This is a genomic window from Flavobacterium algoriphilum (assembly GCF_048158655.1).
Classification (GTDB): Bacteria; Bacteroidota; Bacteroidia; order Flavobacteriales; family Flavobacteriaceae; genus Flavobacterium; species Flavobacterium algoriphilum.
Genome location: NZ_JBLNKY010000001.1, coordinates 719,808 through 742,506 on the forward strand (window position 1 = coordinate 719,808; position 22,699 = coordinate 742,506).

A 22,699-nucleotide genomic window follows, 5' to 3' on the forward strand; every position below is an offset into this window, starting at 1 on the left:
CAGTTTAAAAACGTTTCCCTTTTTTTATTTCCCATTAAATGTTGTCATGGTATTTTCTAATCCTGCAGTTCCAAATGATTTTATAATTTCAGAAGCTAGTTCTAATCGCTCCGGGAGTGCTGTTTTTTCAGCATCGTCCCAGTCTCCGAGTACATAGTCAACTTGTTTTCCTTTTTTGAATTCATCGCTGATCCCAAAACGGAATCGAGTATAGTTCTGGGTATTCAAGACAAGATTGATATTCTTTAATCCATTATGTCCCCCGTCGCTTCCTTTTGGTTTGATGCGAATAGTTCCAAAGGAAAGGTTCAAATCATCCGTGATGACTAAAATATTTTCCAAAGGAATGTTTTCCTTGTCCATCCAGTATTGTACTGCTTTGCCACTCAGGTTCATATAGGTGTTGGGTTTGAGGAGTAAAAAAGTTCTTCCTTTGAACCTATATTCGGCAAGGGAACCCAGTTTTACGGTTTCGAAGTTGACTCCTTCTTTTCTGGCCAAGAAATCGACAATTTTAAAACCTACGTTGTGTCTTGTGTTTACATATTCGGCGCCAATGTTGCCGAGTCCAACTATTAGAAATTTATTACTCACGCTTTTTATATTGTTTTTTTTGTGTTCGTGAACCTCAGGTTTGATACAATCTGTAGTGTCGTCTGTTTTTGTTGATGAGAATAAATTTGAAATCCATTTTATCATGCTACAAAAATAGACTTAATTAGAGTATTGAACTATTAGATTTTTAGAAAATAGGTGTTGGGTGCTAAATATTTCTGGATAGCCCTGATGGGAGTGGCATCCTTTTTATCCTGAACTTGTTTCAGGATCCTGAAACAAGTTCAGGATAAAAAAGATAGAACGGACAGCGGGAGGAATGTTGTTGTGAAAACGCATAGCTGTGCTACTAAATAGAAACTGAAACACGTTCAGATTAAATAAAAAAAGCACCAGTTTTACAACTGATGCTTTCTTGAATGATTGAAAAAATATTATTTTTTCTTTCCTTTTACAGGAGCTTTTGCTGCTTTCGCTGCTTCTTGAGCTGCTTTCATAGCCGCACGAGAGATTCTTACTTGAGCAACAACAGTGTTTTCAGTGTGAATCAATTTGTAGTTGTCGTTAGCTAATTTAGTAACGTACAATTTGTTTCCCATTTCAAGTGTAGTAATGTCAGCTTCAATAAAATCTGGAAGATTTTTTGGTAAAGCTTTTACTTTAAGTTTACGTGTATTCAAACGTAAAACACCACCAGCAAGAACTCCTTTAGAAGTTCCAGTAACTTTTACAGGAACTTCCATAGTGATTTCTTTGTCATCAAATAATTGAAAGAAGTCAATATGTAAAATCTTGTCAGACACCGGGTGAACCTGAATGTCTTGTAAAATGGCGTTAAATGATTTTCCTTCACCAAGATCGATCTCAACTGTATGAGCGTTTGGAGTGTAAACCAAGTTTTTGAAAGCCATAACTTCTGCTGAGAAATGAACTGCCTGATTTCCTCCGTATAATACGCAAGGAACCAATCCAGCATTACGTAAGGCTTTAGTCGCAACTTTGCCCACGCTTTCTCTTTCTGATCCTTTAATTGTAATCGATTTCATTGTAAAAAAATATAGTTATTAAATAATATTACTTGTTTGGCTTTTAGCTTTAGGCTATCAGCATGACTTTATAACTTTACGCTATTGCGTTACATTATAAACTTTCCACTAATGGAATTGTTGTGGTGTACCATGTGCATAACTTCGGCAAAAAGTGGTGCACAACTCAATACTTTTATTTTGTTTGATTCTTTCTTCAACGGAATAGAATCGGTAACTATTAATTCGCTCAATTGCGAGTTTTCTATTTTCTCGTAAGCCCCACCTGATAAAATGGCGTGTGTACAAATGGCTCTTACACTTAAGGCTCCTTTTTCGATCATTAAATCTGCGGCTTTCGCCAAAGTGCCTCCGGTATCAATCATGTCATCTACTAAGATTACATTTCTACCTTTTACATCACCAATTAATTCCATGGTGTCGATAATGTTTGCCTCTTTTCTTTGTTTGTAGCAAATAACTACATCTGAATTTAAAAATTTAGAATACGCATAGGCTCTTTTAGAACCTCCCATATCTGGTGAAGCAATCGTCAAATTGTCTAAACCTAAACTTTCTATATACGGTATGAAAATAGTCGATGCAAAAAGATGGTCTACTGGCTTTTCAAAAAATCCTTGAATTTGATCGGCATGCAAATCCATGGTCATTACTCTTGTTGCACCTGCAGCATCTAGTAAATTAGCTACTAATTTAGCCCCTATCGGAACTCTTGGCTTGTCTTTTCTGTCTTGCCTTGCCCAGCCAAAGTAAGGAATTACTGCTGTAATGTGTCTTGCCGAAGCACGTTTTGCAGCATCAATCATCAGTAACAATTCCATTAAGTTATCTGCAGTTGGAAAAGTAGAACAAACAATAAAAACGCGTAAACCTCTGATAGACTCTTCGTAAGAAGGTTGAAATTCACCATCGCTGTACTTTGACATAGTGATTCTCCCTAACGGAATTCCGTATTGCTCTGCTATTTTTTCTGCAAGATAGACACTTTGTGAACAAGCAAAAATTTTAGCTTCTGGTTCTAGGTGTGACATTTAATTTGTTGTTTTGTAGTTAGTTGTGTGTTCCGTTTTTAGCGAGGTGCAAATTTATAAAATTTATTCAACTCTGAAAGAAAAAAATTAAGTATTTTTAGTAGAACATTTAATATTATTTTTTACATTTGCAGCGTGTTAAAGGAATTGATGGTTGATTTAAACACAATCACATCTTTTATTGCGTTTGAAGTAACTGTCGTTATTTCATGTCTAGCTAAGCCCGGATGGCGGAATTGGTAGACGCGCTGGTCTCAAACACCTGTGGGAAACCGTGCCGGTTCGACTCCGGCTCCGGGTACAAAAACCGCTTCGAAAGAAGCGGTTTTTTTGGTTTTAAATCATAACGAATTCAGGCGAATGGTATTTTGTTTGCTCTCGTTAGTGGGCATGGAATAGATTGGGCTATCAAACTAAAAATATATCTTCACGGTCTGGTTTCCAATATTAGGTTGTCTTTATTATTAAGTTATTTTTTAAATATTAACATTCCTTCACTATCTCGACTAGATATAGAGCAGTAAAAGCATCTGCAAAATCCAATTCTGTGTGTGCATTCTCTGCAAGGTACAGGTAGTAAATATGCATCTTCCATCGAAATAATTTTTCCATTCAATTTTTTGCAAGCTTCGCACGAATCTGTACACCCAACAATTTGGACTTTAAATTCTAAATCACTTAATTGAAAACTGTCTAATGTTGCTTTTGCACTTTGTTGCAATAATTTAAAATTGTCGTTCCCTTCGTCACGAAAAAATATAGCCATTGAATAGTAAATTTGACTCAAAAGATTAAAATCTGTTGCATTTTTAATTAATAATTCATTAAATATTGACCAAACAACACCATTGCTTTTGGTTTCAATTCCAGACTTTGAATATAACTCTTCTTTACATTTTAAAAACTCATCTCTTGTAACGCCGAATGACTCTAGTTTTTCGAATCCTCTATATTTTAAATAATCTTTTTCTCGTTCGATATCAATTTCTTGTGCTTGCTCTTCAGTTATAAGAGTTTTGAACTTCGAATCATGTAATCTCCTAACGAAAATAGATTTTTTACAATTAGAACATTTTGTTCTTCATTATTGGAAATTTTTCCAATGTACCTTTACAATATGGGCATACTGCTTCATGTTCACATTCAAAGTTTGTAATTTTGAAATCGTTATTTTCTTGACTTTCAATTTCTTTAACCTCGTCATTTTTCTTGCTAAAAAGCCATTTTAAAATTTCCATAGGAATATTTATTTTAAATTGAGGAATGCATATTAATTGAAATAGTGGTTTTTATTGAAACTACATACAAATCTCCCGAAACGCTTTTTTTACCATTCGGATTTAATTTTCTTCTTAATGGTGAATAGCTCTACTAAATGTGGATTTAACGTTTCTGTCAAATTGTAGCCTAATGATGATTCTCTAATTGTTTCATTCTTTTTTATTAAATACTTCTCAATTGTGAATTCCGAAATTGTTTGCATTGCGATTCCTCTCGAATATAAACCTATTGGGTTTACATAGAATATAATATTAAAAGCAGACACTCTATATTTTCCTTTTTTAGATTCAATCTTAAATTCTCCAGACATCTGATTTAGTTTTTGATCCTCAAAATTAGTTTTTTTAATGTATCCAGTTGAGTCTGTTTTAAATTCTAATCTTGGATTGTTTTTTAATTCTGAAATAGTTGTTGAGTCTTCGTAAACTAATTTCCAAATAATTAATTTATTGTCAATTGAAAAATTTTTTGTTTTGTGAAAATGAAATAGTTGTAATAAATATTAGTAACAACAATTTTTTCTTCATTTTTTTTAAATTTAGAGTTAATAGTATTCAAAAGTAGCCTATTAAAAATTATTCACTTTGCGGTTTTCCGTAAACCAACAATATTTTGATGATTTATTATGTTTGAAGTATCAACCTAAGAATTAACTAGCACTCTACTATTTCAACCACATCGTTTTTAAATTAATTTATTTTTGTATTCCTGTAAGTGGAAACTAAAAACTTAATTATAAAAAAGTAGTTTTGTTAGCTTTATTGGCTTTATATGCGGGAATATTTAATTTAACTTGAACAATATACCACTTTACGAAGAGTTCTTTGAAAACGGGGATGAACTACGAGTATTTCCGATTCATAGCTCATATGCTGTGTGAGAAGTTTCGCGTCTTCACAGGATAAAGCATAAAAAAAGCCCGAAAGTGTTATTTCCGGGCTTGCTAACTAATTCCATATGATAAACCAAACCATTCAACTTATTTATGGTATAGAAAAATAATCTATATTAGTTAGTTTCTTTTTATTAAATTTATTTTACTGAAAACTTAAATGTTGTTTTGGTTTTGTAATTCTCACCTGGGCTTAAAACCGTAGATGGAAAATCTTTTTGATTTGGGGAATCGGGATAATGTTGCGTTTCTAAACATAAACCGGTTCTGTGCGCATACGTCCCACCATTTCTCATTGGTAAAGTTCCGTCTAAGAAGTTTCCGGTATACAATTGTATTCCTGGTTGATCAGTGTACACTTCAAGCAATCTTCCGCTTCCTGCATCATATGCAGAAGCTGCAAAACGTTCCCCTTTACCTTGATTGTTCAATACCCAACAATGATCATAACCCAATCCTTTTTTCAACTGATCGTCTTTAGCTTCGATGTCTTTTCCAACCACTTTTGGTTTTCTAAAGTCGTAAGGCGTATTCGTTACATCGGTCAATTTACCTGTAGGTATTAAGGTCGCATCTACTGGAACTAATTTGTCAGCATCGATAGTAATTTCATCATTTAAAATAGGTTTAGAAAAATCAGCTGACAAGTTAAAATAAGAATGTTGCGTTAAATTAACGATTGTTTTCTTGTCTGTAGTAGCTTCATAAAGTACATCTAAGGAATTGTCGTTTTTTAGCGTATAGGTTACAAAAACAGTTAAGTTTCCAGGATACCCTTCTTCCATATCTTTACTCACATACTTCAATTTCAAAGAAGCGCTGTCTCCACCTTTTGCTTCATCGGCAGTCCAAACGACTCTGTGAAATCCTTCTGGTCCACCATGCAAGGCATTTGGTTCGTTATTGATAGCTAAAGAATATTCTTTTCCGTCCAAAGTAAATTTACCTTTTGCAATTCGGTTACCATATCTTCCGATAAGGGCTCCAAAATACGGATTGGGTTTCATGTATTGTTCCAAAGAATTAAAACCAATAACAACTTCTTCTGAAACTCCCGCTTTGTTAGGAACTTTCAGAGAAGAAATAATACCACCATAGGTAATAATATTTACTTCCATTCCTTTTTGGTTTTTCAGGGTGTAGCGATCAACTTGTTCGCCTTTATCCGTTTTACCATATGCCGCTTTTGCTATAGATACTGAATCTGTAGCTTTAGCGTCTAAAGCAGTTTCTTCTGCTCCAGCTTTTTTGTCTCCTTTACATTGAATATTCATACTTGCTAAACTCATAATGGAAATCCCATAAATACAACGTTTTACTATATTCATAATTTTAAATTTTTGGTGTTACATCCCATGTTGAAAAAGATGGTAATAGGCTTCGTTAGCATTGATTTGATCCTTGAAGTCTCTAATAGTAGTTTTCTCATCGATAACAAGCAATTCTATTCCTGCAATATCGGCAAAATCTTCCATATATTCCGTTGTAATTGCTTGGCTGTAAACGGTATGATGTGCTCCACCGGCAAGAATCCAAGCTGTTGCTGCGATGTCAAGATTTGGTTTACAATCCCATAAAACTCTCGCAACTGGTAATTTTGGTAAATCTGCTAATGGTTTAATGGCTTCAACTTCATTCACGATCATACGGAAACGATTCCCCATGTCAATTAACGACACATTGATTGCATCTCCGGCAGGTGAATTAAACACCAAACGTGCAGGATCTTCTTTGCCTCCAATTCCTAACGGATGTACTTCACATGAAGGTTTTGCATCTGCAATTGATGGACAAATTTCTAACATGTGCGATCCTAAAACATACGATTTTTCAGGAGTAAAATGATACGTATAATCTTCCATGAAAGAAGTTCCTCCATCAAGACCAACATTCATCACTTTTAATGCACGAACCATTGCTGCGGTTTTCCAATCTCCTTCTCCACCAAAACCATAACCATCGGCCATTAATCTTTGTGTTGCAATTCCTGGTAATTGTTTCCAAACTCCAAGGTTTTCAAATGTATCTGTAAAAGCTCCAAAACCTCCTTCTTCAAGGAAAGCTCTTAAACCTAATTCTATTTTTGCTGCTTCAACTAATGAACTTCTTTGTGCTCCGCCTTCTTTTAAAGAATCAGTTAAAGTATAAGAAGATTCATAAACTGCTAATAAATCATTTAATTGTTGATCCGTAACTTTCTCAATATGTTTTGTAACGTCCGAAGAGTCGAAACCATTTACCGAAAAACCAAAACGGATTTGGGCTTCGACTTTATCTCCTTCGGTTACTGCAACTTCACGCATATTGTCCCCAATTCTGGCAACTTTTAAGTTTTGGAATTCATCCCAACCTAAAACCACTCTGGACCAAATAGCTAATTTTTTTTGAACACGTTCGTCTTCCCAGTGTCCTACAACCACTTTGCGTTTTTTACGCATTCTGGACATGATGAAACCAAATTCTCTATCTCCATGAGCCGATTGATTTAAGTTCATAAAGTCCATATCCATTGAAGCCCATGGAATTTCAGCGTTGAATTGTGTATGTAAGTGACATAATGGTTTTTTAAGAATACTTAAACCACCGATCCACATTTTAGCAGGCGAAAAAGTATGCATCCAAGCCACAATACCAATACAGTTTTTGTTTGAATTAGCTTCTAAACATACATTAGTAATTTGAGATGGAGATTTTACCACATCTTTATACACGATTTTTACAGGTATGTGTGATGAAGCATCTAATCCTTTTGCAATGTGTTGTGAATGTTCCGCTACTTTTCTAAGTGTCTCTTCACCGTATAATTCTTGGCTTCCTACTACAAACCAAATTTCTTTTTGAGATATATCGATCATTATTTTATTATTTTATATATTATTGAATAACATTATTTCACCTATTCTTGGAATAACATTGTGTTATAAAATGATTTAATATTTTTGATTAACGATTTTTGATTTCAGAAGTTTGGACTCGTATAAAATGAGAAATCTAGTGCTGTGAAATCTGAAATCAAAAATTGTTAATCATTATTTAAAAATCTATTATTGTCCGTAATAGGAATCTTTTCCGTGTTTACGTTCGTAATGTTTTTTTATTAAGGAATCTTTTAGTCTTGGCGCATTTGGATTAATTAGTAATGTCAAGTGAGCCATTTCAGCGACTACTTCTAAAACTTTACTGTTATAAACCGCTTTTGCAGCGTTTTTTCCCCAAGCAAAAGGCCCGTGATTTCCGATTAGAATCATTTCGACTTCTTCGTACGAAAGGTTTTTTTCTTTGAAACAATTTAAAATTTGGATTCCGGTATTGTGTTCGTAATTTCCTTCGATAAGCGCATCACTCATTGGAGCTGCACAAGGAATATCGGATGTTAAGTGATCGGCATGTGTTGTTCCAAAGATTGGAATGTCTCTTAGTGATTGCGCCCAAGCCACAGAATAAGTTGCATGAGTGTGCGCCACACCACCAATGTTTGGCCAATTTTTATATAAATAGGCATGCGTTTTTGTATCCGATGAAGGACGCATGTTGCCTTCGATAATGTTGTTGTCAAAATCCACAATAACAATGTCTTCCGGTTTTAAATCTTCGTAAGGAACGCCACTCGGTTTTATGGCAAAAACGCCATTTTTTCTATCTACGGCACTTACATTTCCAAAAGTATATACTACTAAATTCAATGCGTTCAATTGCATATTTGCTTCGTAGCATTCTTGTTTTAAATCTTTATACATAGTGTTCTGGTTGTAGTTTTTTAAGAGACGGATCTGCAAAAGAGCTTAATTGGTCATACGCTAACAACAACTTGTTATAGGCTGCAACTTTGTCTAATTGAGGGAAATATTCCCCATCAAAATCACTTCCCATTTTTTGACTTGCTTCAATTACATTTGGATAAATTCCTGCGGCAACTGCGGCATAGATAGCGGCACCTAATGCAGGTGTTTGATCCGAAGCTGCAATTTTGATTGGCTTATTCAAAACATTAGCCAAAGTCTGCATGATATAAGGAGATTTTCTCGCTACACCACCGATTCCGATGACACTGTTTATTTTTACCCCTTCTTCTTCAAAACGGTCTACGATTTTCTTAGAACCAAAACAGATTGCGTTAACTAGTGATTTGAATAAATGAGGTGCTTTGGTTCCTAAAGACAAATTAGAAATGACACTTTTTATTTCCTGATTGGCATCAGGTGTTCTTCTTCCGTTAATCCAATCTAAGGCAATTGGAACGCTTTCTGATAATGGGATTTTCTCTGCTTCTTCCGTTAATTTTATAATTAAAGTATCGCTCATTTCCTCTTTTAGTTGCTCTTTTTGAGCGTCTGTCAAAAGAGTAGAAGTAGCTAATAAATGATCTGTTGGCCACAGTAGTAATTCTTTATACCAAGCCAATAAATCTCCAAAAGCAGATTGACCAGCTTCTAAACCAATGAAACCGGGAATTACTGATCCATCAACTTGTCCGCAGATTCCGCGAACTGATTTAGTTCCTATGGCCTCTTCCGAAGCAATAATAATATCACAAGTTGAGGTTCCCATAACACGAACCAAGGTATGTTCTTCTATTTTTGCTCCAACAGCACCAGAGTGCGCATCAAATGTTCCAACAGCTATAACAGTATTTGTGGTAAGTCCCAATCGGGTAGCCCATTCTTGGCTTAAATTTCCTGCTACAAGATCTGATGTATAGGTTTCATCGTACAATCTTCCGCGAAGTGCCGCAAGATAAGGGTGTAGTTTTCCTAGGAATTCTTCTGAAGGTAAACCGTTCCAGTCTTCATGCCACATCGCTTTATGACCAGCCGCGCAACGGCTTCTTTTAAACGATTTTAAATCTTTATTGTCAATCAATAAATACGTCATTAAATCACAATGTTCCATCCAAGTGTAAGCTGCATTTTTAACTGCATCATCTTGTTTGGTTATGTGCAAAATTTTTGCCCAAAACCATTCTGAAGAATAAATTCCACCAACATATTTTGTGAAATTTTCTCCACCCCAATTTGCGGCAAGTTCATTGATTTCATTTGCTTCATGTATAGCAGTATGGTCTTTCCATAACACCATCATAGCATTAGGATTATTCTCAAAACCTTTGGTCAAAGCTAAAGGTCTTCCGTCTTCAGTAACGGGTACAGGAGAAGAACCGGTTGTGTCAATACAAATACTTCGTATTAAGGAAGGATCCACATTGCTATTTTCAACAACATATTTTATAGTAGTTTCTAATCCTTCAATATGATCTAAAGGGTGTTGACGAAACTGATTTATGGATGCGTTACAATATTCCTTGTTTTTCCAGCGCTTGTATTGACATACATTTGATGCAATTTCTTGTCCATTTTCAGTGTCTATTAACATCGCTCGAACAGAATCTGTTCCATAGTCTAATCCTATAACATAATTTTTCATTCTCGATTCTTTTAATTGTAATGACAAATATAATATAAATAATTTATAAGTGTTTAAAAAACACTTAATTTAATTTAACAGTGTAATTTTTATTAAAACAGCAGTAAAGCAGCTGTTTACGAATAGAATAAATAATAAATATTTGCGATACATTTATTATATTGCGATTATTTCATCTTTAACTTCAAAACTGTTACTGAATAGGCTGGAAGGCTTGTTTGGGCTTTGTCACCTTTTAACTTAAATTCCCTTTCTGTAGGACTTATTTTTTTGGGATTAGCAAAAGAGTTTTCATCTTGTAAATTTGGACTTGTAAGTGTTATTACAGTTCCTTTTGATGCTAATTTACTTCCTTTTAAGTCTACATTTACTTCTTGTACCGTTGCAGCCGTGTTTACTAATTTCACGATTACTTCTTTGGTATTTAAATCTTTAACTGCTGAAGCAAAAAGGTTATTTTGTCCAGTTACTGGTTTTCCGTCTTTTGTGATGGCTATTAAATCGGTTCCTTTATTAGTTGAAAATAATTTTTGCACGTAATAATTTGCAGAACCATAGGCTTCTAAATTGTTGAACCAAAGTAAATCCGGCGTCCATTGCCAAGCTTCCTCATGTGCCATCAATGGAGCATAGGAAGTTAGGTTCACTACCTCGGCGTTTCTTTCTAAGCCAGTCATGAAAGCAGCTTCAGAGAATGCACATTCCCAATTGTTTTTATTATCAGGGCTTGCAATAGCGACACTTTGGGCGGCATATTCTCCTGCAAAAACTTTAGGCCCTTTTCGGTCGTATTTGTCATAACGAGTAGCGTTTTCTCTGAACCATTGTGGGTTTTTATAATAGTGTTCATCTACGATTTCGGCATTTAGCTTTTTAAGTTCCTGCATGCCATATTCAAAATAATCTCCTTCAGGAAATGGACCGGCTCCTGACACGATTGTCATTTTTGGATATTTTGATTTTATAGCTTTTTCAAATACTTTGAATCTTTCGATGTATTGAGGTCCCCATTGTTCATTTCCAACACCTATAAGTTTTAAATTAAAAGGTTTTGGATGCCCCATTTCAGAACGGATTCTTCCCCAAGGAGTTTCAATGCCACCATTTGCAAATTCAATTAAATCCAGAGCATCTTGCACGTAAGGATCTAACTCATCCATTGGAACTAATTCTCCAGTATTGAACTGACATGCCATTCCGCAACTTAAAATAGGTAAGGGCTGGGCACCAAGATCTTCGGAAAGTTGGAAATATTCAAAAAATCCCAATCCAAAAGTTTGAAAATAATCAGGAGCTGGTTTATGGTCAAACTCGGTGTTCCAACGGTTTATTAATGTCTCTCTTTTCTCCACATCACCTACGGTTTTTTTCCATTGGTACCGTTGTGCCAAAGTTCTTCCTTCTACAATACAACCTCCGGGGAATCTCAAAAATCCAGGTTTCATATCATACAAAAGTTGCACGATGTCTTTACGCAAACCATTTTTTCTATTTTTCCAAGTGTCTTCCGGGAATAGGGAAATCATATCTAGATCGATCGTTCCTGTTCCTTCGAAAGTGATTTTTAACTGTGCTTTTGCTTCAGTTTGATTAGCCGTAAATTGTGTAGAATAGGATTGCCAATCAGTAGCTGTTGGGACAATGATGGTTTCGCCTAAAACCTTTTTATTTCTATCAATAAATTGGATGATGATTTTTTTGATGGCTCCGTTGTGATTAGCTGCTTTTAGAGAAAGATTATAACGAGCATCTTTTTTTATTCCCATTCCTCTAAATCCTTCATTAATCATTTCAAATCCTTTATCATTATTTACAAGAACCCTGCAAAAATTTGGATTGGTTTTATTTTCCAATACTTTGATGGTTGTTGCAATCCCGGATTGATTGTTGAAAGAATGTTTGTCGCTATTCGTTTGTTTCCAGCCCATTAGTGGGGTTTCAAATTCGAAAGAACGATTTTTAATCATCTCAGCGTATAATCCACCATCCGCGGCAAAATTGATGTCTTCAAAAAAGGCACCATACATCGTAGGTTGAATTTTAGTAATTGTATTGGCAATATTAACTTCGAGATTTGTTTGCTGGGCACTAGAATAAAAGCCATTTAGTAAAAGCCCGCAAAGAGTAATTTTAGTGATTAAATTCGGTTTCATTTTTTATTTAGTTTAAATTCTAAATTCTAAAATTAAAATTTTTTTTATGGGATTTAATTTTGAACTTTATTGTGTTTATTAATTTGTTTTATTTCAATGGTTCAACAATGGGCCAAAGTGCATCGTCCCATTTCAATTGGTTTATTTTTAGAATAGGTCTTCCTTTTTGTTTGGCATCATAGGCATGAAAAACAATATAATCTTTCCCGTCAAAAGTATAAGCACTGTTGTGACCGGCTCCGTACCAGTTTTCATTTCCTTGGATAAGTAACGTTCCGCCTCCTTCTGTTAATAATTTTCCGTCTTTATCTGTATAAGGACCCGTGATGTTTTTTGATCTTCCCACGACTACTTTATAGGTACTTTTTTCACCGCGGCAACACAAATCCCAAGAAAGGAATTGATAATAGTACCCGTTCTTTTTGAATATAAAAGGAGCTTCCAAAGCACCATCTCCGGGATTGGTGTCGGCTAATTCAAAAGTTCTTTTGCGTTTCGATATCGTAAACCATTCTTCTGGTTGAGCCATTGATTTTAAATCAGATTTTAATTTCACCATTTTCAAACCATCCCAAAAAGAGCCAAAAGCCAACCAAGGAATTTTATTTTCATCGAATGTTAAATTCGGATCTATCGCGTTCCACATATCACGGTTAGGAACTGATTGGATTACAATTCCGTGATCGACCCATTTGTAAGCAGGATCTTTTGGGTCTAAAGTAATATTGGTTGCAACTGCAATTGCCGAAGTGTTTTTTGCGAAAGCAGAAACCGAATAATACAAATAATAGGTGTTGTTGTGAAATGAAATATCGGGTGCCCAAATATGATTTTTGAAATCAGGTACGACTGAATCTACCCAAACCGGTTTTTCTTTAAATATAGCAGGTTCCGGATTCCAGTTTTTCATATCTTTAGAACTAAAAACACTAATTCCTTGTCCCGTACAGTACAAATAATACGTGTCTTTTTGTTTAATCATCACGGGGTCATGAACGGTAATGTTTTGTGACCATGAAGGAATTGTCATTGTCAGCACAAGCAGGATCAATAGAGTTTGTGTGTTTTTATATAATTTCATATTTTACTTTTTTTAAACCATATAAGTCATTTAAAAAATAGAAGTTTCTTCTATTTAATGCTTTTACAGCTATTTTTGATTTCAACTTAAATGGACTTATATTTCTTATATGTTTCACTTTTTTTAAACCATGTAAGTCATTTAAGAAAAGGTAAGTTTAAATGGTTTTATTAATTGTTTTATGTTTAAAGCAATTCCTGAAAACTGCTCATTGCGTTATCCCTTCCGAAGTCATAATTACTCGTTTCATAGTTCCATCTTCATTGTAATACAAACGGTCTACACAAACGGATCTTCTAAAACTGCTACCGTTAGGTTGAATACCACCGTTGTGATAAATAAAATAAGAACCTCCTTTGAAATCAATTATAGCTTGATGATTTGTATTAGAATTTCCGGCAATTTCATTTAAAATTCCTTTGTATTCCCATGGTTCATTGATAGACTTGCTCATGGCATAGGCAATTTTTTCAGGAAATTGATAGGCATAGGACAAATAATACCAATTGTTATGTTTGTGAATCCAAGGTGCCTCTGTATAATTTGGCAAACTGATGGTTTGAATTGGGCCATCAAGTTCAATCATGTTAGCTTTCAATTTTGCATAATGGCATACCGTATTTCCCCAAAAAAGATACGCTTGACCATCATCATCAATTAGAACAGTTGGGTCAATATCATCCCAATCGATTTTGGTTTGTGTGGTCATATCATTGGTAATAAGCGCTTTTCCTAAAGCATCTTTGAAAGGACCCGTTGGACTGTCGGAAACTCCAACACCGATAGCTTTTCCATTGATAGTTCCGTGTGAAACAGTCACATACCAATAAAATTTTCCGTTGCGTTCAATGACTTGAGCTGCCCAGGCATCGGATTTTGTCCACGTAAAATCGGTAACTTTTAGCGGTACAGGATGTTCTTGCCAATGCACCATATCGGATGAGGAATATACCAACCATTCATTCATTTTATAAAAATTGAAATCATTTGGTGCTTCATCATGACCGGCATAGAGGTATACTTTGTCTTTGTATACTAAAGCTGCAGGATCTCCCGTGTATTTGTCTTTGATAATGGGATTATTCATTGTCAAAGTTTGATTTGCATTTACGTTGGCGGGAGCCGTAAACTCATCTGGCTTTATGGTATTGCAAGACGCAATAAGTATCAAAAGCGATAGGGTGGAGAATGTTTTTTTCATTTCTTTAAAGACGTTACAGCTCTTTACTGTGTTTGTTTTATCCAAATGCGCCCACTTTAAAGAAAGAGAAGCATTTTTCACTAACTAATCTGAATATTAAAAGAATCTATCAATCTATTTTTTTACCCCAAACCGGAACTCCCGCAGTGGTAAGTCCAGAATAAGAAATGGTTACTTTACGAGTGCTTTTTTCCCAGTCCCAAGCATCACTAACTTTACATTTTATGCCATTGACGGTTAGTGTTTTGTTAGTGCTGTCATACGACCAAGTTCCAGTAACTCCACCGCTTACTTTCTTGTCGGCGGTTAAATATACTGTAGTTGATTTTTGAATAACTGCATATTGATAATTCATCGTAATTTGTTCCCATGTTCCAGTGAATGACGCATCGCTAATGGTAGTTTCTGGTACAGCAGCATATCTTTCGGGATCAACTACAGGCCAGCCGTCTTCTGTCCATTTCATAGCGCGAACGTGTCCCATCATGAGGGCATTTGATGCATTGATACTTGGTACATCTTTTGGCAAGCGAGCCTGTGAGGCATAGTACCATTGTTTGGTATCTGGATTTTGAAAAACGGAACAATGTGCAAATCCAACCCATCCGGTATGGTTGTTAAATCCATAAGGATGCGTAAGCATTGGCCAGGCATCGGCTCCATTGGTTACATTGGCACCATTGATTCCCAGATAAGGACCTGTAATAGTTTTGGAACGGCAAACTCTGGTATTGTAAGGAACATCTAAACCATCATAAGCTAAGAAAAGATAATAATATTGAGTGTCCGGATTATAAATAATCTCTGGACCTTCGGAGCCTTGCCAGCGACTTGTGGCACTTCGAGAAGCGATGTGGGTTCCATAATCACTCAACGTTTTTAATTGATCTGGTTTTCCTGTAGTTGGATTCAGTTTTAGTGCTGCAATACCGGAATGCCAAGAGCCGTAAATTAAATAATGGTCGCCCTCTGGAGTAATAGTAAAAGTCGGATCGATGGCATTAAATTTGAAATAAGCATTTTCCCAATTTCTGTTACCTGTAAAAGAATACGGTTTTAATCCATCTGGTTCAGAGCATACTACCATTCCTTTATCAACCCAAACATTAGTGGCTAAATCGTCCGATTCTGCTAGTCCAATAAATGCTCTCTCTGACCATGAATAAGTAAAATCGGCACCTGTAATCGGTTCATCTACCACAATGCTGTAATACATTCGGTATTTGCTGCCTACTTTTTTGATGTAAGGCGCCCAATACCCATATCTAGGATTTGCAATTGCTGGTAAAGCCGGAACCATACGAGCCCTTTTATTATTCAAAGAATCTTTTATCCAAGCTGGTGCTGTTGTCATTGAAGGCCCCATATAGTCCCAATTTACAAGATCTTTAGAACGTCTGTAATGAAAATGTCCGTGTCCATCATGTGCGTTTCCATAAGAAGCATCTGTTTGGTACATATAATAATAATCGCCACATTTTTCGACAGAAGGGTCGTGTACGTTGGCTAAATTCCATTGCGAATTAGTACCCCATGCAGCAATGGAGGAATAATCATCAAGATAAGTAGGTCCTGCAAATGTTGGTGTAGGAGTCGGTGTAGGCGTTGGTGTCGTAGTTGGAGCAGGGCTCGGACTGTCATCGCTACTGGAACAACTACTCACGGATAGTATCAATAAAAAAAGTACTAAATAGGGTACTAACTTTTTAATGGAATTTGATTTTTTCATTTTCGTGTTTATTATTTCCCTTCTAGAGTTACAACAGAAAAAGGAGGAATTACTATTTCAAGTTTGCCTTTTTTTATTTCAAATCCTTTAAAAATTGCGGGTTGAATTTTTGTTGGATTGTCAAATGTATTGTGGTCTTGTAATTTTGTTGAAGTGATTATGGTTCCTGTAACATTTTTAATTCCAAGTTCCTTTACGTCAATCTCTATTTTATTTTCTTTTTTGGAGTCAATATTTACAAATGAAACATGAGTTAAGCCTTTAGCGTCCTTTGAAGCGGAAATATTTATGGCTGGTAAATTTTTGTTATTGAGTGTGTACAGAGGTGACTCAAATGTTAAGGGTATTAAAGTAGCGTCTTGGTGTACGCTATACATTTTCATTACATGATAGGTTGGTGTTAATAACATTTTTGTTTTATCGGTAAGAATAACCGCTTGTAATACATTCACGCATTGAGCTAAATTGGCCATACGAACTCTGTCGGCATGATTGTTAAAAACGTTCAGGGTAGTCCCCGCCAAAACAGCGTCTCTCATGGTGTTTTGTTGGTATAAAAAGCCAGGATTGCTTCCTTTTTCAACTTCGTACCAACCGCCCCATTCATCAACTACCAAAGCTATTTTTTTCGTGGGATCGTATTTGTCCATAATGGCGGAGTGTTTAGTAACGAGTTCCTCCATTTTTAATGCTTCTGTCATGGTTCTGAAATAAATGTCTTCGGTAAAGTCGACACCATCTCCTTTTTTGCTCCAATCAATTACGGAATAATGATGTAAAGCTACTCCGCCTAGCATATTACCTGGAATGTTTTTCATTAAGGTTTCAGTCCAGTTATAATCGGCACTATTCGCCCCAGAAGCTACGCGCATCAAGCCTCCTGTGTTGGACCAATCGGACATAAAGGTGGCGTATTTGCGGTATTCGCCTGCGTAATAATCGGCTGTCATGTTGCCGCCACAACCCCAAGCTTCGTTACCAACTCCCCATATTTTTACTTTCCAAGGTGCTGTTCTGCCATTTTTAATACGCAAATCACTCATTGGGCTTTTGCCACTAAAATTAACGTATTGTACCCAATCGGCCAATTCTTGAACCGTGCCACTACCCATGTTTCCGGCCAAATAAGGTTCGGTACCCAGTAGTTCGCATAGGTTTAAGAAATCGTGGGTTCCAAAACTATTGTCTTCGGTAACGCCTCCCCACCATTGGTTTACAATTGTTGGTCGTTCTTCTTTTGGTCCAATACCATCTTTCCAGTGGTAGGTATCGGCAAAACAACCGCCTGGCCAACGTAAATTAGGTATTTTTAAGTCTTTTAAAGCAGCTACAACATCATTTCGAACGCCGGCTGTATTGGGTATTTTTGATGTATCCCCAACAAAGAAGCCTCCGTAGATTGATCTTCCTAAATGTTCTGCAAAATGTCCGTAGATATTTTTATTGATAGTAGGTGCATTTGCAGTATTCTTTATAGAAAGTACTGTGGTTTTTTTTTGTGCAACCATAATTTGAGTGCAAAAAGTAAAAACAAGTAATAGTAATGATGCTTTTTTCATGTTGTCTTTAAGTTATAATATCACATGGTAAAATTTACCATGTGATATTAAAGTTTTAACTAATTCAAATAAATAATATTAATATCCGGTATTTTGAATGGTCCCTGGATTGTTATCCATTTCTAATTGTGGTATAGGGAAGTATTCTCTTCCTGTTGCATAAGAATTAAATTCTACGTCTCTTGATTTTAACCATGCTAATTTTACTGGATCTTGCAACCAACCCCAACGACGAATATCATCAAAACGGTGTCCTTCTAATGGAAATTCTAAGAATCTTTCGTGTCCAATTTGATCTCTCATGGTTACTTGTGTCAACCCTGGTTTTGCAGTAACTAAATTAGGCAAACCTACACGAGTTCTCACCATTTGAATGTACGTATATGCACCTGGAGTGTCGCCAGTTTCGTTTAAGCATTCAGCGTACATCAACAAGACATCAGCATAACGTAATAAACGCTCGTTTATACCCGAACGCCAGTCAAATTCATTCGCGTAAACTCCATCTGAATTTTGATATTTTCTACAAAATAAATCATTTAAATCTCCTGCATTACCTGCGTAAACAGTAGCGAAATTTTGTCCGTAAAGTTGCATTCCTCCAGGTTTATTATAGAACATAGTGGCATCTAAACGTGGATCCACTGTATTCGCAATAGTTTTTTCTTGTTGGAACTCATTAAATAATGTTCTTGTTGGTTGTACGTCTGTCCATCCAAAAGCTCTAGGTCCATAAGTAATAGCTCTTGCGGATGTTTTTCCCCAACCAGTGGCTGGTGCACCACCCCAACCTAAATCAACTCCACCTGCAGCTCTACTAAATTGTACCTCGAATAGTGATTCTGAATTATTTTCGATAGTGTCAGTAAAGTTATCACGGTAATTAGATACTAAAGAGTAAACCCCTAAATCAATGACTTGTTTGAATGCAACTTTCGCATTTGTGAAATCTTTGGTAAACAAGTACGCTTTTCCTAAATATCCTAAAGCGGCTCCTTTTGTGGCACGTCCTTTTTGACCTGCATCTAAACCAGTAACATTGCTGTATGAAGCAGGAAGCAAATCAGCAGCGGCTTTAAAATCTGCAATAATTTGTTTCCAACCTTCTGCTTCTGTTTTTTGAGGATAGAAAGCAGCAATTTCTGTTGGTAATGGTACGTTTTTAAACATATTTACCGCATGAAATAAATACAATCCTCTCAAGAAATAGGCTTGACCCAAGATTCTGCTTTTAAGAGCAGTATCGGCCATGTTTATGCTGGAGACATTGGTCAAAACTTGGTTAGAACGGTAAATACCTTGATAATAGGTTTCATAAGCCCATCCGTAAATTGCTGCGTCCGATACATTTGAATTAAAACGGCCAACGTTTTGCATGGCTCCCCATGGACTGTTACTTCTGGTATCATCCCCTTTTAAGTCTAATAATAATGGCGTACTTCGCATGTAAGTACCATCCGTTAATAAACTACCATAAGCGGCATTTATACCATCTATAGCGTCTTGATCCGTTTTCCAGAAAGAATCTGCAGCATCATTATTAGGGTCAAGCTGAATCAAATCTTCATTGTTGACACAACTTGTTGTTATAACTGCCAGTGAAAAGAAACCAGCTAGATAATTAAATATTTTATATTTCATTTTGATTCGTTTTAATTGGTTTTGTTATTTTTAAAAATTCACTTCAAGTCCTAAAGAAACAGTTCTAGGATTTGGGAATGAACCACCATCATATCCTCTAGAAAATGATCCGTCGTTGCTATTAAAATCAGGATCACTTCCTTTATATTTACTAATAGTCAATAAGTTTTGCCCATTTACATACACTTTTGCTTTTTGAATAAAACTTTTAGAAGGAACCGGAATTTGATATCCAATTTCCATAGTCTGAAGTCTTATATAGTCTCCATTTTCTATAAATCGATTAGAGTCTCTAGCGTTTGCATTAGGGTCGCCAATAATTGGGCGAGGAACGTTTGTATTGGTATTTGTAGGAGTCCAATAATTAAGAAGATCTGTACTGTGGTTTCCATATTGTCCAGCCATTAAATTGCGGTATATGCTATTGAAAACTTTGTTTCCGCCACTTCCTTGCCAAAACATAGCTACGTCCCAGTTTTTGTAAGAACCACTAAAATTAAAACCGTAGCTATATTTAGGAATCGTAATTCCTTGAAATGTTCTGTCTAGATCACTAATCATACCGTCGCCGTTGATATCTTTGAATTTAATGTCACCCACTCCGGCATTGGTTTGTGTTGGTGATGCAGCAAGATCAGCCGCGTTTTGAAAAATACCAGCGGTTTCATAAGCAAAAATTTCCCCTATAGACCTACCTACTACTGTTTTAGAAGCAGCACCATAGATTGGATTTCCATTGAGACCAATTTGTAATACTTCATTTTTCAACGTTCCTATATTGGCAGATATGCTGTATTTGAAAGCATTATCGTTGTTGTTGTACGTTGTAGAAAATTCAAAGCCTTTATTTCTCATTGCACCGGCATTTGTTCTAATTGATGCAGGGAAAGCACCTGTAGAAAAGGGTAATGGAACATCAACTAATAAATTTGTAGAGTTTTTTACAAAATACTCAGCAGTAAATTGCAAGTCATTGTTGAACAATCCAAGTTCAAGGGCTACATCGGTTGTTTTTACATCCTCCCATCGTACATTTGGATCCAAAGAAGCTACAACTGTTGTACCAGGAGCCAATTGATTATTAAAATCATACCCAGCAAAACTATTGATTGTTGTGGCGAAAAAATACGGAGGAATAGTATTGTTTCCTAATTTACCATAACTACCTCTTAATTTGATAGTATTTACCCATTCTGGTAAGTGAATAAATTTTTCGTTACTTAATTTCCAAGCTCCAGAGAAGGAGTAGTTATTAGCGGTATTGTTTTTTTCGCTAAAAAGAGATGTTTTGTCTTGTCTAAAGTTAGCTTGCAATAAATAACGATCGGCATAAGAATAATTGATTCGACTTATATATGATTTACCAGTTATAGTTACATTACTTTCTCCCGTACTGGTATCATCTGCATATTGTAATTTACTTATTTCACCTGAATCATAGCCTACGCCTCTTGACCAGTGATTGTAAGAATCGTTGCGTTCTTGTACCCAACCAGCCAAAATATCAAATTTATGTTTTTCGATATCTAATGAGTAGGTTAATGTGTTGTTAAAAAATGTTTTGTCATTGCTACCTGTTGCTATATCTAATGAAGCTTCTTCTTTGGTAGTAATATAATACCATCCTAAATCACTTTGTGGAATGTACCTTCTGTTTTCATAATCCAATCGGTCAAAACTGGCGTCAATTTTATATTTTAATCCTTTTACAATTTCATATTCTCCCCAGACATCCCCAATAAAGCGGTTTCTTTTTCCATTGTTTTCGATTAAGTTGTTGAATCCGATAACATTAAGTGATATGGCTCTTTGTGTTAAGTTGGTTGTACCTCCGTAACCACCCAATCGGTTTGCATCATAAACAGGCATTGTAGGAATGGCTCCAACTAAAGCCCCGACTGCATTTTCTCCTACATAACTATTAAAATTTTCTTTGTCAGATTGTGTATATCCTATTTTAGTACCGTATTTGAATTTCCCCTTTTTTCCATTCAAATTCATATTCATAGACAATCTTTCATAGTCTTGCGGAGATTTGATATAACTGCTGTTTTTGAAATAATCCATATTCATATTATAGGCTAATTCTTCAGCACCGCCATTAAAAGCTAACGAGTGGTTTTCTATAACTCCAGTTTCATAAGCTTCTTTTTGCCAATTAGTATCAACATTACTAATGTAAAGTGGATTTGTTGGGTCATTTCCTGGAGCTACACTTAATCCACCATTTTTTTCTGCAGCACTGGTAATGGTTTGATAACCTACTCTGTCAGTTACATCCCATCTTTTAGCCACATTTTGGAAACCAATAAGCGATTTATATTTGATATTTAGTTTCCCTGCTTTTCCTTTTTTGGTTGTAATAATTACAACACCATTTGCACCACGAACTCCGTAAATAGCCGCCGAAGAAGCATCTTTAAGTACTTGCATCGATTCGATATCTCCTGGAGCGAAATCAAACGGAGAATCTACAATCATTCCATCAATTACAAAAAGAGGGTTGTTGTTACTAAACGAGTTAAGCCCTCTAATTTTAATATTTACAAATCCTCCTGGCTCACCAGAAGATTGTACCGTTACACCAGCTACTTGTCCCTGAAGCATTTTTGCGGCATCATAGGTTACTGTTTTTTTTGCGGATTCCATATTTACAATTCCAACCGATCCAGAAAGGTCTGATTTTCTTTGTGTTCCGTACCCAATAACAACTACTTCGTCGAGTTTATTCAAATCATCATTTAATACTATGTTTAGTGGAGATTTGTTTCCAACTGTAATTTCTTGATTTGAAAATCCTATGTAAGAAAAAATAAGAACATCTTTTGGGGTGGCTTTTATTGAATATTCTCCATTAAAGCCAGTAACTGTTACTGTATTAGTACCTTTTATTGAAACATTTACACCCGGTAAAGACATTGCGTCTTTTGTTGATGTAACGGTTCCCTGAATAACCTTAGCTTCCTGAGCAAAAAGGGTATAAGTAGAAAATAGCATAACTACTATTGCTAGCAGCCATTCTTTTCTTGGCAGTAAAAAATTGCAATAAAAAAAAGATCGTTGGTTTGTTTTCATTCTGTTGTGTTTTGGTTAATTTATAAGTGTGTAT

16 protein-coding genes and 1 tRNA gene are annotated in these 22,699 nt (G+C 35.7%); 1 reads left to right on the forward strand and 16 read right to left on the reverse strand.

Annotated features, from left to right (window positions below):
- Positions 1–24: 24 nt before the first annotated feature.
- The 3 genes from pth to ACM55G_RS03095 all read right to left on the reverse strand — a co-directional run bounded on the left by pth (position 25) and on the right by ACM55G_RS03095 (position 2,632).
- Positions 25–699: an aminoacyl-tRNA hydrolase gene (gene pth, locus ACM55G_RS03085; RefSeq protein WP_416842444.1), complete on the reverse strand. Its 675-nt coding sequence runs from the start codon at positions 697–699 to the stop codon at positions 25–27.
- Positions 700–989: 290 nt separating this feature from the next.
- Complete coding sequence (locus ACM55G_RS03090; RefSeq protein WP_416842445.1) at positions 990–1,601, reverse strand: 50S ribosomal protein L25/general stress protein Ctc; 612 nt, start codon at positions 1,599–1,601, stop codon at positions 990–992.
- 89 nt (positions 1,602–1,690) lie between these two features.
- On the reverse strand, positions 1,691–2,632 hold the full coding sequence (locus ACM55G_RS03095; protein ID WP_416842446.1) for a ribose-phosphate pyrophosphokinase: 942 nt from the start codon (positions 2,630–2,632) through the stop codon (positions 1,691–1,693).
- A gap of 221 nt (positions 2,633–2,853) precedes the next feature.
- Between ACM55G_RS03095 and ACM55G_RS03100 the strand changes: the two genes are divergently transcribed.
- Positions 2,854–2,933, forward strand: a tRNA-Leu gene (locus ACM55G_RS03100).
- Between the two features lie 763 nt (positions 2,934–3,696).
- Here the strand turns inward: ACM55G_RS03100 and ACM55G_RS03105 are convergent.
- The 13 genes from ACM55G_RS03105 to ACM55G_RS03165 form a co-directional block, all read right to left on the reverse strand.
- A complete protein-coding gene (locus ACM55G_RS03105) occupies positions 3,697–3,870 on the reverse strand; it encodes a hypothetical protein (protein ID WP_416842447.1) in 174 nt (57 codons plus the stop codon).
- 89 nt (positions 3,871–3,959) lie between these two features.
- Entirely contained in the window at positions 3,960–4,223 is a 264-nt protein-coding gene (locus ACM55G_RS03110; protein WP_416842448.1) for a hypothetical protein, read from the reverse strand.
- 722 nt (positions 4,224–4,945) lie between these two features.
- Positions 4,946–6,133, reverse strand: coding sequence for an aldose epimerase family protein (locus tag ACM55G_RS03115; RefSeq protein ID WP_416842449.1), 1,188 nt, complete (start codon positions 6,131–6,133; stop codon positions 4,946–4,948).
- An 18-nt stretch (positions 6,134–6,151) separates the two neighbouring features.
- Positions 6,152–7,660, reverse strand: coding sequence for an L-arabinose isomerase (gene araA, locus ACM55G_RS03120; RefSeq protein WP_416842450.1), 1,509 nt, complete (start codon positions 7,658–7,660; stop codon positions 6,152–6,154).
- Between the two features lie 189 nt (positions 7,661–7,849).
- Positions 7,850–8,542, reverse strand: a complete 693-nt coding sequence (locus tag ACM55G_RS03125) for an L-ribulose-5-phosphate 4-epimerase (RefSeq protein WP_416842451.1) — start codon at positions 8,540–8,542, stop codon at positions 7,850–7,852.
- Entirely contained in the window at positions 8,535–10,226 is a 1,692-nt protein-coding gene (locus ACM55G_RS03130) for a ribulokinase (RefSeq protein ID WP_416842452.1), read from the reverse strand. Before ACM55G_RS03130 ends, ACM55G_RS03125 begins: the two co-directional genes overlap by 8 nt.
- Before the next feature lie 167 nt (positions 10,227–10,393).
- The gene (locus ACM55G_RS03135) at positions 10,394–12,379 is read right to left on the reverse strand and encodes an alpha-L-arabinofuranosidase C-terminal domain-containing protein (RefSeq protein WP_416842453.1); all 1,986 of its coding nucleotides are present in this window, start codon (positions 12,377–12,379) and stop codon (positions 10,394–10,396) included.
- 88 nt (positions 12,380–12,467) lie between these two features.
- Positions 12,468–13,460, reverse strand: a complete 993-nt coding sequence (locus ACM55G_RS03140) for an arabinan endo-1,5-alpha-L-arabinosidase (RefSeq protein ID WP_416842454.1) — start codon at positions 13,458–13,460, stop codon at positions 12,468–12,470.
- A gap of 208 nt (positions 13,461–13,668) precedes the next feature.
- A complete protein-coding gene (locus ACM55G_RS03145) occupies positions 13,669–14,661 on the reverse strand; it encodes a glycoside hydrolase family 43 protein (RefSeq protein WP_416842455.1) in 993 nt (330 codons plus the stop codon).
- Positions 14,662–14,770: 109 nt separating this feature from the next.
- Positions 14,771–16,390, reverse strand: coding sequence for an arabinan endo-1,5-alpha-L-arabinosidase (locus tag ACM55G_RS03150; RefSeq protein ID WP_416842456.1), 1,620 nt, complete (start codon positions 16,388–16,390; stop codon positions 14,771–14,773).
- A gap of 11 nt (positions 16,391–16,401) precedes the next feature.
- Positions 16,402–17,949: an alpha-N-arabinofuranosidase gene (locus tag ACM55G_RS03155; RefSeq protein WP_416842457.1), complete on the reverse strand. Its 1,548-nt coding sequence runs from the start codon at positions 17,947–17,949 to the stop codon at positions 16,402–16,404.
- Positions 17,950–18,027: 78 nt separating this feature from the next.
- Positions 18,028–19,590, reverse strand: coding sequence for a RagB/SusD family nutrient uptake outer membrane protein (locus ACM55G_RS03160; protein ID WP_416842458.1), 1,563 nt, complete (start codon positions 19,588–19,590; stop codon positions 18,028–18,030).
- Between the two features lie 30 nt (positions 19,591–19,620).
- The gene (locus tag ACM55G_RS03165; protein WP_416842459.1) at positions 19,621–22,665 is read right to left on the reverse strand and encodes a SusC/RagA family TonB-linked outer membrane protein; all 3,045 of its coding nucleotides are present in this window, start codon (positions 22,663–22,665) and stop codon (positions 19,621–19,623) included.
- Positions 22,666–22,699: the final 34 nt, after the last annotated feature.

Excerpts from the sequence above, each read along its gene's own strand:
- ACM55G_RS03160 (WP_416842458.1), bottom strand. The coding sequence starts at position 19,590 with ATGAAATATAAAATATTTAATTATCTAGCTGGTTTCTTTTCACTGGCA.
- ACM55G_RS03140 (WP_416842454.1), bottom strand. The coding sequence starts at position 13,460 with ATGAAATTATATAAAAACACACAAACTCTATTGATCCTGCTTGTGCTG.
- ACM55G_RS03095 (WP_416842446.1), bottom strand. The coding sequence starts at position 2,632 with ATGTCACACCTAGAACCAGAAGCTAAAATTTTTGCTTGTTCACAAAGT.
- ACM55G_RS03145 (WP_416842455.1), bottom strand. The coding sequence starts at position 14,661 with ATGAAAAAAACATTCTCCACCCTATCGCTTTTGATACTTATTGCGTCT.
- pth (WP_416842444.1), bottom strand. The coding sequence starts at position 699 with ATGATAAAATGGATTTCAAATTTATTCTCATCAACAAAAACAGACGAC.
- ACM55G_RS03110 (WP_416842448.1), bottom strand. The coding sequence starts at position 4,223 with ATGTCTGGAGAATTTAAGATTGAATCTAAAAAAGGAAAATATAGAGTG.
- ACM55G_RS03125 (WP_416842451.1), bottom strand. The coding sequence starts at position 8,542 with ATGTATAAAGATTTAAAACAAGAATGCTACGAAGCAAATATGCAATTG.
- ACM55G_RS03150 (WP_416842456.1), bottom strand. The coding sequence starts at position 16,390 with ATGAAAAAATCAAATTCCATTAAAAAGTTAGTACCCTATTTAGTACTT.
- araA (WP_416842450.1), bottom strand. The coding sequence starts at position 7,660 with ATGATCGATATATCTCAAAAAGAAATTTGGTTTGTAGTAGGAAGCCAA.
- ACM55G_RS03105 (WP_416842447.1), bottom strand. The coding sequence starts at position 3,870 with ATGGAAATTTTAAAATGGCTTTTTAGCAAGAAAAATGACGAGGTTAAA.
- ACM55G_RS03155 (WP_416842457.1), bottom strand. The coding sequence starts at position 17,949 with ATGAAAAAAGCATCATTACTATTACTTGTTTTTACTTTTTGCACTCAA.
- ACM55G_RS03135 (WP_416842453.1), bottom strand. The coding sequence starts at position 12,379 with ATGAAACCGAATTTAATCACTAAAATTACTCTTTGCGGGCTTTTACTA.
- ACM55G_RS03165 (WP_416842459.1), bottom strand. The coding sequence starts at position 22,665 with ATGAAAACAAACCAACGATCTTTTTTTTATTGCAATTTTTTACTGCCA.
- ACM55G_RS03130 (WP_416842452.1), bottom strand. The coding sequence starts at position 10,226 with ATGAAAAATTATGTTATAGGATTAGACTATGGAACAGATTCTGTTCGA.
- ACM55G_RS03115 (WP_416842449.1), bottom strand. The coding sequence starts at position 6,133 with ATGAATATAGTAAAACGTTGTATTTATGGGATTTCCATTATGAGTTTA.
- ACM55G_RS03090 (WP_416842445.1), bottom strand. The coding sequence starts at position 1,601 with ATGAAATCGATTACAATTAAAGGATCAGAAAGAGAAAGCGTGGGCAAA.